General features: G+C 40.5%; 10 protein-coding genes. 2 read left to right on the top strand and 8 right to left on the bottom strand.

Annotation, left to right across the window (positions count from 1 at the left end; all coding sequences use genetic code 11):
- Nucleotides 1–258: 258 nt before the first annotated feature.
- Together deoD and QMA00_RS15200 are read right to left on the bottom strand one after the other, a co-directional pair.
- Nucleotides 259–960 carry a purine-nucleoside phosphorylase gene (deoD, locus tag QMA00_RS15205; RefSeq protein ID WP_008110728.1) on the bottom strand — a complete coding sequence of 234 codons (702 nt, stop codon included), beginning with the start codon at nucleotides 958–960 and terminating at the stop codon, nucleotides 259–261.
- Between the two features lie 64 nt (nucleotides 961–1024).
- A complete protein-coding gene (locus QMA00_RS15200; protein ID WP_076922577.1) occupies nucleotides 1025–2242 on the bottom strand; it encodes a phosphopentomutase in 1218 nt (405 codons plus the stop codon).
- A 192-nt stretch (nucleotides 2243–2434) separates the two neighbouring features.
- Between QMA00_RS15200 and udk the strand changes: the two genes are divergently transcribed.
- Together udk and QMA00_RS15190 are read left to right on the top strand one after the other, a co-directional pair.
- Nucleotides 2435–3064 (top strand): uridine kinase, encoded by a 630-nt coding sequence (gene udk, locus QMA00_RS15195; RefSeq protein WP_013462847.1) that lies wholly within the window; start codon nucleotides 2435–2437, stop codon nucleotides 3062–3064.
- A gap of 17 nt (nucleotides 3065–3081) precedes the next feature.
- Nucleotides 3082–4305, top strand: a complete 1224-nt coding sequence (locus QMA00_RS15190; protein WP_076922576.1) for a NupC/NupG family nucleoside CNT transporter — start codon at nucleotides 3082–3084, stop codon at nucleotides 4303–4305.
- A 537-nt stretch (nucleotides 4306–4842) separates the two neighbouring features.
- Here the strand turns inward: QMA00_RS15190 and QMA00_RS15185 are convergent.
- The 6 genes from QMA00_RS15185 to QMA00_RS15160 form a co-directional block, all read right to left on the bottom strand.
- Nucleotides 4843–5601, bottom strand: a complete 759-nt coding sequence (locus QMA00_RS15185; RefSeq protein WP_076922574.1) for a transporter substrate-binding domain-containing protein — start codon at nucleotides 5599–5601, stop codon at nucleotides 4843–4845.
- A 204-nt stretch (nucleotides 5602–5805) separates the two neighbouring features.
- Nucleotides 5806–6015 (bottom strand): cold-shock protein, encoded by a 210-nt coding sequence (locus QMA00_RS15180; RefSeq protein WP_008467029.1) that lies wholly within the window; start codon nucleotides 6013–6015, stop codon nucleotides 5806–5808.
- Nucleotides 6016–6276: 261 nt separating this feature from the next.
- A complete protein-coding gene (locus QMA00_RS15175) occupies nucleotides 6277–6990 on the bottom strand; it encodes a hypothetical protein (RefSeq protein ID WP_055011595.1) in 714 nt (237 codons plus the stop codon).
- Complete coding sequence (locus QMA00_RS15170) at nucleotides 6987–7727, bottom strand: iron transporter (RefSeq protein WP_076922572.1); 741 nt, start codon at nucleotides 7725–7727, stop codon at nucleotides 6987–6989. The genes QMA00_RS15175 and QMA00_RS15170 overlap by 4 nt, the downstream gene beginning before the upstream one ends.
- On the bottom strand, nucleotides 7714–8067 hold the full coding sequence (locus QMA00_RS15165; RefSeq protein ID WP_028834667.1) for a cupredoxin domain-containing protein: 354 nt from the start codon (nucleotides 8065–8067) through the stop codon (nucleotides 7714–7716). Before QMA00_RS15165 ends, QMA00_RS15170 begins: the two co-directional genes overlap by 14 nt.
- Nucleotides 8060–9361, bottom strand: coding sequence for an ATP-binding protein (locus tag QMA00_RS15160; RefSeq protein WP_076922571.1), 1302 nt, complete (start codon nucleotides 9359–9361; stop codon nucleotides 8060–8062). The genes QMA00_RS15165 and QMA00_RS15160 overlap by 8 nt, the downstream gene beginning before the upstream one ends.
- Between the last annotated feature and the right edge of the window lie 57 nt (nucleotides 9362–9418).

The raw sequence follows: 9418 nt of genomic DNA, 5'->3' as shown, positions 1-9418 counted from the left end.
AACCTTTAACCTTTAACCTTTAACCTTTAACCTTTAACCTTTAACCTTTAACCTTTGACTTTAACCTAGAACCTGAAACCTAGGAACATAAAACCCGTAGCTCGACCCCCGTGGCCCGCACCCCGAGGCCCGAATCTCACACCTAAATTTGAGGCATAAAAAAAGCCACATAAAATGCGGCTTTGGGGGTTTAGTCTCACTTCACTTTGGGCGTGTCTCCAAAACTTAGTGAATACGTTACCAAGGAATTGTTTAAGACTAGATAGACTCTAGGGCAATTTTAACCATTTCGTTGAACGTGGTTTGACGCTCATCTGCAGGTGTTGCTTCGCCGGTGATTACATGATCACTGACGGTAAATAATGCCATTGCTTTTGCGCCGTATTCTGCTGCTACGCCGTATAAGCCAGCTGTTTCCATATCAACAGCGAGTACACCTAGTTTGTCTAGGTCTTTATAAAACGTGTCGTCTGCTTGATAAAAAGTATCGGTAGTAAATACGTTACCTACTTTTGCATCAATGCCTAAATCTTTAGCCGCATTAACGCCGTTTAAAAGTAAGTCAAAGTTAGCAATCGCTGCAAAGTCAGTACCACGAACGCGGGCACGATTTACGTTTGAATCTGTGCTTGCACCTTGTGCAAAAATTACGTCGCGAATTTTAATATCGCTACCAATACCACCACAGGTACCTATACGAATAATATTTTTAACGCCAAAACTAACAATAAGCTCACGAGCATAAATTGACATTGAAGGAATGCCCATGCCTGAACCCATAATGCTCACTGGCTTACCTTTGTAAGTTCCAGTAAAGCCGTACATGTTACGTACGCCAGTTACTTGCACTGCATCATCTAAAAAGTTTTCAGCAATATATTGTGCGCGTAGCGGATCGCCTGGCATTAATACTGTTTCGGCAAAATCACCTACGTTTGCACTGATATGCGGAGTACTCATCGATTGTTTTCCTTTTGTTTGGCTAAAAGCCCTATTACTTTAAAATAGCGAGCGTATTTCTAAGTTATTTAACTGTGTTCAGCTTATCAATAAAGCCATCACCATATTCTAACGCTTTAAGGTTAAACCATTGCGCAAGTGTTTGGCCAATATCGGCAAAGCTATTGCGTTCACCCAGTGGCGTGTTGTTCATTCCTGGCTGATAAGCAATAACTGGCACATATTCACGAGTGTGCTCTGACCCTGGAAAGGTCGGGTCACAGCCATGATCGGCGGTGACCATTAATAAATCATCAGGCTTTAGCTGATCTAAAATAGTGGGTAAGTAATCATCAAACTCTTTTAGCGCTTTCGCATAGCCAACAGGATTTCTGCGATGGCCAAACTTTTCATCAAAATCAACTAAATTGGTAAAAATCAAACTGTGATCCGGCGCAGTCGCCACCACTTCACTGGTTTTTTCTAGCAAGTTCATTAATCCTGGCGCTTTATGCTTTTGGGTAATGCCTTGATGCGCATAAATATCTGAAATTTTACCAATACTGATAACTTCGCCACCGTCTTTTGCAAGTACATCGAGCAATGTTGGCGATGGCGGTAATACTGAATAATCACGACGATTACCGGTTCTGGCAAAGTCTTGATTATTAGAACCCAAAAATGGCCGCGCAATCACTCGCCCTATATTCATTTCATCAAGCAGCGCCCGTGCGATTTCGCAAACTTGATAAAGCTTCTCTAGGCCGAATGATTCTTCATGCGCGGCTATTTGAAACACACTATCAGCTGAGGTGTAACAGATTGGTTTACCTGTTTTTACGTGCTCTTCACCTAGCTGCTCTAAAATCGTGGTTCCTGAGGCATGGCAATTGCCTAAAATGCCCGGAATACCTGTGCGAGCAATAAACTCGTCTACAAATTCTTGTGGGAAACTCGGCTGTGTTTTAGGGAAGTAACCCCAATCAAATAACACTGGCACGCCAGCCATTTCCCAATGACCCGATGGCGTGTCTTTACCGCTTGAAAGCTCTTTTGCGTAACCCCATGCGCCTTGTGGCTCATTTCGGTCAGCAATTAAACAGGGTTCTTTACCAGCGGCTTCACATGCATCTACTAACCCCAGTTTTGAAAGGTTAGGAAGCGAAAGCTTACTGCCAGTCTCGTCATAATATGCCTTGAGTAAATGTGCGAATGTATTAGCACCAACATCACCAAATTTATCTGCATCGGGTGCTGCGCCAATTCCTAAACTATCCGCCATTAAGATAATTGCTCTTGCCATTGTGACCTCACATCTGTTCTAGGTGGTTACTTTATCTGCTCTTCGAATTTTCCGTACAGGACATAAGTCCTGTTTCATAAAACCTAAACATTATAAATTTGCACTCTTAAGCGAAGCAAAAGAGATTAATCGTGTCTTTTTTGCTATTGTGATCTACCAACAATATATCCTTCTGTGTGGGTGAGAACTTTAGTGACACGAACTATTATAGCTATTGCAGGCGCATCGGCGTCCGGCAAATCTCTATTTAGCCAAACTATTTACAATGAATTGGTAAATGAGCTTGAACCAGGCGCTATCGCCATTATTGAAGAAGATGCTTATTACAAGGATCAATCGCATTTGCCGATGGCACATCGTACGCAAACGAATTACGACCATCCTGATGCATTTGAACACGAGCTATTGCTTGAGCATTTAACGCAACTTCGTAATGGCCACTCTGTTGAAGTACCAACTTATGATTATGCTCAGCATACACGTAGCGATAAAACGCGCCGTGTGGCTTCGGCTAAAATACTCATTGTAGAAGGTATTTTATTACTGAGTGATAAAGCGCTTAATAAAGAATTTGATATCAAGGTGTTTATAGATACGCCATTGGATATTTGTTTAATGCGCCGAATGCAACGCGACATGGAACAAAGAGGCAGAACATTACAATCTGTTGTTGAGCAATATCAAGCAACTGTTAGACCGATGTTTTATCAATTTATTGAGCCTTCAAAGCATAACGCTGATTTAGTTGTGACTCGAGGCGGTATGAATCGCGTTGCGATTGATATTATAAAAAGTAAAATAAAGTACATTTTACAAGAATAACAACGGGAAACGTTTGTATGACAACATTTATGAGCTTAGTAGGCATGCTAGTGCTACTAGGCATCGCTTTTGCGGCCTCAACTGATCGCAAAGCAATAAAATTAAGAACCGTGGGTATCGCATTTTTAATGCAAGTCATTATCGGCGGTTTTGTACTGTTTTTTGAAGCAGGCAAAAATGTATTAGCGAGTATGTCTCGCGCCGTTTCATCGGTTATTGGGTATGCCAACGATGGAATTAGCTTTTTATTTGGCCCATTAGCTTCGCAAGATACGCTAGGGTTTATTTTTGCAATTCAAGTATTGCCCGTTATTGTGTTTTTCTCAGCACTTGTTGCTGTGTTATATCACTTAGGCATTATGGATTGGATTATTAAAATTTTGGGTGGCGGTTTACAAAAATTATTGAAAACCTCACGCACCGAGTCGCTTTCAGCCACAGCAAATATTTTTGTTGGTCAAACTGAAGCGCCTTTAATTGTTAAACCGTTTATTGCAACCATGACCAAGTCGGAATTGTTTGCCGTAATGGTTGGTGGTTTAGCCACCGTAGCAGGCTCTGTAATGGCCGGTTATGTAATTATTGGCGTAGACCTTAAGTATTTAATTGCAGCCAGCTTTATGGCGGCACCAGGCGGTTTCTTAATGGCAAAAATGATAGTGCCAGAGACAGAAACACCTAAAGATGATTTAGCCGATATAGATTTAGGCGATGACAAACCGGTTAATGTTATTGACGCAGCAGCATCAGGCGCAGCAAACGGTATGCAGTTGGCACTTAACGTAGGTGCAATGCTACTTGCTTTCGTTGCGTTAATTGCTTTATTAAACGGTTTATTAGGCGGTATTGGTGGGTTATTTGATTACCCTACATTAACGCTACAAGAAATTTTAGGCTACTTATTTGCCCCTGTTGCATGGTTACTAGGAGTACCGTGGAATGAGGCAATTATAGCCGGCAGCTTTATTGGTCAAAAGTTAGTGGTAAATGAGTTTGTTGCTTACTTAGACTTTATAAATTATCGCGATACGTTAAGTGCGCATACACAAGCAATTGTTACCTTTGCCTTGTGTGGCTTTGCTAACTTATCATCGATAGCCATTTTACTAGGTGGATTAGGCGGTATGGCGCCTAGTCGGCGAAAGGATATCGCACGCTTAGGGCTCAGAGCAGTGTTAGCAGGATCTATGGCTAACCTTATGAGCGCAGCAATTGCTGGGTTTTTCCTCTCGCTAGCTTAGAAACTTAATGAGACGATCCAACTGTTGCAAAACAATAGGATAGCGCTTTAAGGGGTTAAAGCACTATCTGACTTGAACGATACTTCACCAAGGGCCGCAAGGCCCTTTTATCGTTTTTATAGCCTCTACTTTCTAAATCCTCAGCAATTCATACCTAAAAATTCCCTAGCAAAGCTTTCATTCTTATACCAATCCGCAATAATACTTAATCATTTTGCGGGACTAAACGTGTCGCTACCTGTGTTAAAAAATTCTCATTTAGAACAACTAAATAGCGAATTTTTTGCCTAGCTATCAACTCGTTTTCCAGCCTCAAAATAGACCACTTAATTAAGCGAATTGGTATTACTAAAAAAATATGAACAACTGTGTAACTGCAGAAGCATTTAATTGTCAGCCCTTTACAAGGCACTTGAGAGTATAAAAGGTAGCGAAGTTAACAAGAATGAATGGCTGTGAAGAGGTAATATAGGCATTATTGAGTGGGAACTTTTTGAGTTTTTCTCTGCTTAGGCGTGTTTATTATTGTCTATAGGCTTAATTTTTTACATAACGTTTAATGTAAGCTTCATAGCCAGACTCTGCCTTAAGCTGCTCAAGTGCTTGATTAAAGCGTTTTACTACCATAGGTGAAACGGCTTTGTTAAAGCCAATATAGTTGCCTTTAAGCTCATCCACATGAATTTGCTTGAGCTTCACCAAGTCATCCCTAGAGTACCCAAATGGCTCACTTTGATGATCAATAGTAAAGTCAGAGCCAATAATTAAATCGATGCGTTTTTTAAAAAACAGTCGCATAAATGAGTCTGCTTCACTAAACAATAGTAAGTTTTTATCGGTAACAAACCCAAGTCGACGCACCAGCATTTCATAAATGTCGCCTCGCACTATGCCCAACGAGTAGTTTTTAGCTTGTGAAATATCATTCATCACAATATGGTCGCTAGTTTTTAATTTAAAAAAGTAGGTTTGATTTGACACCAAGGGTCCAACCCATTTAAAAAGAGGCTCTCGCTCTTGCGTTTTTGCCAAAGAAAAAATGGCTGACTGCGGGTTACTTTGCACTAAGTGGTAAGCACGCTTCCAAGGTAGCATTATAAACTCGCACTCTAGCGCTGCACGGGCACAGGTATCTTTTACTATGTCATGATTGATACCCACCAATTGGCCAGTGCTATCTTGAAAGTTATACGGAGGAAAACTTTCGGTATAAATAACCAGTTTAGGCTCAGCAGCCTGGATATTATGGCTAAATAGCAACCCTAACGCTAATAATGTAAATTTAAAAATAAACACCCCCTATAATTTAAGTAATAACCTTAACCTAGAAAGCATGTAGAAACTATTAATTTATAACGCTGTTTGTAATGTTAAAATAGCAGATGACGTAAATAGAAATAAAAATGACTAGGGTGTTAAAGCGGTGGTGTAATATTCTTAAATTTTGGGCACAAAAAAAGCGCCTTAAGCGCTTTTTTTCATTTTACTTAAAAAGTAAAATTATAGAGCTGTGATGTTATCAGCTTGAGGACCTTTTTGACCTTGTGAAAGAGTGAACTCTACACGTTGGCCTTCAGCTAAAGTTTTGAAACCTTCGCTTTTGATTGCTGAGAAATGTGCGAAAACGTCTGGACCGTTTTCTTGCTCGATGAAACCAAAACCTTTAGACTCGTTGAACCACTTAACTGTACCTGATACGATGTTAGACATAGTATTATTCCTGATATAAAAAATTAAATTGTGCCCTAATGGGCGGTGTAGCAAAAAATGAGATGGTACTTAAAAACTTCAGGACGGTACTACAAGTATTACTTATACAACAACGAAATGGAGATTTATAAATTATCATGCTTTCTTTCTAGCTGCGGCCTACTATATAGAGTTACTGTGACAAGTCAACCCTTTACGCGATTTAATTAATAAAATAACCCTCGTAACTCACTTTACATGTTAAGCACTTGTTTAAGCAGCTTAAAATTCAAATTCTAACGCCATTCTAAAACTATGATTCTTCTCTGACTGGCTGATTTCAGTAATAAAACCGGCTTCCCACTTTAATTGTTTTTGTCCATCAAAGCGGTGCAAGCCTATAAACCCAGGGCCAATACCCACAAAGTCTTCACCAAGATACACCTCAACCGCGGGCTGAAAAGCAGACAAGTATCGGTAGCGATATTGCGCTCTAAACTCGCTTTCCCATTCGTTTTCTATATCTTGCCCCCATTCGTATACTAAAAAAGCATTCATGGTGAGGCTTGCACGACCAAACTCTTTTTCAATTACAAAACCAGAGGTTGCTTCGTATGCGTCGGCGTCATGCTGTTTTTCAAATTCAAATAACGCGCCCCAATCAGCCCATAGCCTGCCCTGCTCTATTAACTGCCAACGAAGCTCTAACTCATACGCTTGCAAGCCAAAGTCACCGTTATCATCGCGCTCACCCACGATGTAGCCTTCCAATGCCATGGTGTCGTTTATTGCGCCGCCTAAGCCAACGCGCTGTGCTAAAATATTACCACTATCAGTTTGATGCGACACAAGCCGCCATTCTAGCTCGCGCTCAAACGGCAACACATACGGATGATAAACTTTATCTACTACTATGCCATCAGCATAAACGAGCTTAGGTATTAATAAACAAAAACCAATTAATACAGTGGCTGCAAATAGGTTTATTGCTTTCATGATTTTTCCTTAGTGATTAATTTAGGAATAAAATAACAAACAGATAAAAATAACACGCTGCTCAACGCATAGCTTAAAACACTGGTTAAATTAGGCGTAGCCTCATAACCAATCAGAGCGCGCAATACTCGTCCAAACTCTGAGTTTTCGGTTAAAATGTCACGTAAATCCCATACGGTTACCGTTGTTGCTATCAAATCAATTTGGCTCGCCAAATCAAGCGCCACAACTAATTTTGCCGCACTATTTAATGCTAACAATACTAATAAAGGAGTAAGCCCAAAGCGCTGTTTGGTTGCACTCAATAAAAAATACAACAACACGCTAAAGCTGCTGCATATTCCCAAGCCTAAAAAAGTGCCAATAAATAAACTTTGAGCCGCTTCGTTGTTTTGCCAAAAGCCAATCAGGTAAATAATGTAGTGACTTAAATAAAGTGTCATTACGCTGATAATCGCAATCATAAAAGCAGCTGTTGCTTGTTTAATGGCGTAGTACAGTGCACTAATAAAAATTAAAATACACAAACCAATTTGGGCATATTCTAAACCCTGATAGTCAAACAAGGGGCTAATTAACGGCGCACTTTTTACAAACAAAAATGAAAGCCCGATCCCTAAAATAAGCCCTCCCAGCAATTTCATTAAACTTTGCTTGGCAATCACTTGGAGTAAAATAAGTAAAATGGCCACCGGCAATAACTGATTGAGGCTCATCACAAGGCTAGTTATTAGCATCAGAACCCTCCTTTTCGGTCGCTATTACAGCACCACGCGCCGTATTGGGTGAAAACTCGCCAAAAAATTCATAACGCCCAGGAGTTAACGGCCCAATATAAATAACGCTTTTGCGATTAGGGTAAAGTACTTTCTCTCGGTTGAGATCGAAACTGTCGAATTCTTCAGGCGTACTATCTTGATTTTCGATTAACAAGCGTACCTTTTTATTGGCCGGCACCACGATTTCTGCGGGATAAAACAGATGATCTTTAAGTACAATAAGATAGTCTTTACTGGCGGCGTTAAATGATAAAAATACGCAACAATATAAATAGGGGTGAATAAGTCGTTTAATCACATTTAGCTCCTGCAAAAACTACCTGTACTTTTAAGCCGCCCAAATCGCTGTCTGTTAAGTTAATTTCAGCGCTATAAATAGCAATAATGTGCTGGACTATTGCCATGCCTAAGCCCGCACCTTGTTCACCCGAAGGATGTTGGTCACCGCCAACGCGATAAAAACGGTTAAATATCCGTTGTTTTTGATCGTCCGTCATACCTGGACCGCTGTCTTCTATTTGCCAAATACGCTGCCTGTGCATCTGCTTTAGGGTAATTTTTATTTGTCCGTTTGCAGGCGCGTACTTTATAGCATTACTCAGTAGGTTTGAAATTAACGTCACTAAGGTAAACTCATCACCGTTAATAGTAAAGTCATCTCCCTCAAGGCTAATAGTGTGATTTTTAGCCTCTATTTTTTCATATAGTTGGCTAACTACTTCTTGCGTGATCGCTAATAATGACTGTTCTTTAAACTGCTTTTGCCACTGCTCTGGCTGAGTACGCCCTAGTATTAGCATTTGCTCCACTATATTGGTGAGTCGATTAATACCTTGTGTCATGGCTTGTAATTCTTGGTTATCGCCTTGTTGGGCGGCCAAATTATGCACATTAATTTTTAAACTGCTCAGGGGAGTACGTAATTCATGGGCGGCATCTGAGGCAAAAAAACGTTCTCGTATATAGGCCGTTTCTACGCGTTTAAATAAGTCGTTTAAGCGGCTGATCACTGGTTTTATTTCTTCATCCGTCACCTGCCAATTGATCGCTGTGAAATCATTTGCTTGGCGCAGGGCTAACTGTTTTGATAAACGGGTTAACGGTGCCAGTGCATATTTAACAAAAAAGCTAATAAATAGCGCAAGCAAAGGAACCGCCCATAACATGGGTAACATGGCTGATAAAATCACCGCTTCGGCAAGCTCAAACCGCTTAGCAATCGGCTCGGCAACAATAACGGTGCGAAAAGAAGTAGCAAAAACGAATACCCGCATTCGCTGCCCTGCAATATTAAGCGTTTGAAAACCCGCTTGATATTGGCTCAAATCAAGATTTAATTCGTCAGAACCGCTAAGTAGCTCACCACTTTGCCAAATTTGATACAGTAGCTGGGCGCTTTCTTGCATTTTTGGCGCCATAGCGTTTATAGATAGAGGCTGTTGCATCAAGACTCCAGCCACCACTTTTAGCTCACTATCGAGTAATTGCTCACCATGGCTCATACTTTTTTGGTAGCCTTTGACTAAAGCTAAAAAGCACGTTAACACCATCATTGACAGTAAGATAAGTGTTAAACGCTTACGAATTGACATAGAGCATGGTTACCTTTGTAAATTCAAGTTTGTGCAATCTAGGGGCGTTTTAATCAC

It is taken from the genome of Pseudoalteromonas sp. APC 3694, from assembly GCF_030407565.1.
GTDB lineage: Bacteria > Pseudomonadota > Gammaproteobacteria > Enterobacterales > Alteromonadaceae > Pseudoalteromonas > Pseudoalteromonas tetraodonis.
The sequence above is the reverse complement of the archived record's forward strand: the minus strand, read 5'-3'. Positions and strand labels throughout refer to the sequence as shown.